This window comes from Mycobacterium neumannii (genome assembly GCF_048452905.1).
In the GTDB taxonomy this organism is placed as follows: domain Bacteria; phylum Actinomycetota; class Actinomycetes; order Mycobacteriales; family Mycobacteriaceae; genus Mycobacterium; species Mycobacterium neumannii_B.
Map to the genome: position 1 here is coordinate 1 of NZ_JBCGVF010000013.1, position 1,151 is coordinate 1,151.

General features: G+C 64.6%; 1 protein-coding gene. It reads left to right on the plus strand.

What is annotated here, in order from left to right; translation table 11 throughout:
• The first annotated feature begins 72 nt into the window (after positions 1 to 72).
• Positions 73 to 1,137: an IS110 family transposase gene (locus tag AAHH99_RS24900; protein WP_418771136.1), complete on the plus strand. Its 1,065-nt coding sequence runs from the start codon at positions 73 to 75 to the stop codon at positions 1,135 to 1,137.
• Positions 1,138 to 1,151: the final 14 nt, after the last annotated feature.

Sequence of the window (1,151 nt, forward strand, 5' to 3'; positions counted from 1 at the left end):
CCACTGAGATGTGTCCAGCCGGCCGGTCCAACCTTTGCCTTATCCACGTCTCGATGAAAGAAGGCACCGTCCATGGTGATCATTGGAACCGATGTGCACAAGCGCACCCACACCTTCGTCGCAGTCGATGAGGTCGGGCGCAAACTCGGTGAGAAAGTGGTCCCGGCGACCACGACCGGCCATCTCAAGGCGATGGCCTGGGCTCGCGAGCAGTTCGGCACCGACCTCATGTGGGGAATTGAGGACTGCCGCAATCTGTCGGCGCGCTTAGAGCGTGATCTGCTTGGCGCCGGTCAGCAGGTGGTGCGGGTCGCGCCGAAGTTGATGGCTCATGCCCGAGCCAGTGCCCGCACCCGCGGTAAGTCCGATCCGATCGACGCGCTGGCCGTGGCCCAGGCGGTGTTACGCCATCCCGACCTGCCGGTGGCCGCCCATGACGAGCTCTCACGCGAGCTCAAGTTGCTCACCGATCGCCGTGCAGACCTTGTCGCACAACGCACCGCCACGATCAACCGGCTCCGCCAACGCGTCCATGAAATCGATCCCGCTGCTGAACCCAAGTCCGCGTCCCTGCACCGCGCCAAATCCTGCGCAGTGTTGGGCACCTGGCTTCAAACCCAATCCGGAGTGCTCGCCGAATTGGCCCGCGACGAGCTCGCCGACATCATCCGATTGACCCGAGTCATCGAAGCGCTAACCCAACGGATCGGCACACGGGTCCAGCAGGTGGCTCCAGCGCTGTTGTCGCTACCCGGTTGTGGCGAGTTGACCGCGGCCAAGATCATCGGCGAAACCGCCACCATCACCCGATTCCGCAGCGAAGCCGCCTTCGCCCGCCACAACGGCACCGCCCCGATCCCAGTGTGGTCAGGCAACACGGTCGGTCGGGTGCGGCTCAACCGCTCAGGCAACCGCCAACTCAACGCCGCACTGCACCGCATCGCGATCACCCAGATCCGTCTGAGCGACAGTGCCGGCCAGCGCTACTACCGCCACCGCCTCGCCGAAGGCAACTCCACCACAGAAGCCCTGCGCTGCCTCAAACGCCGCCTCTCACGCGTCGTATTCACCCGCCTACACACCGACGAACACACCCGACGAAACCCCCACCACAGCGATCACCGCGACGCGGCTTGACATAGGAGCAATGC

Bases quoted from the DNA above. Each gene is read 5' to 3' on its own strand.
- AAHH99_RS24900 (WP_418771136.1), top strand. From the start codon at position 73: ATGGTGATCATTGGAACCGATGTGCACAAGCGCACCCACACCTTCGTC.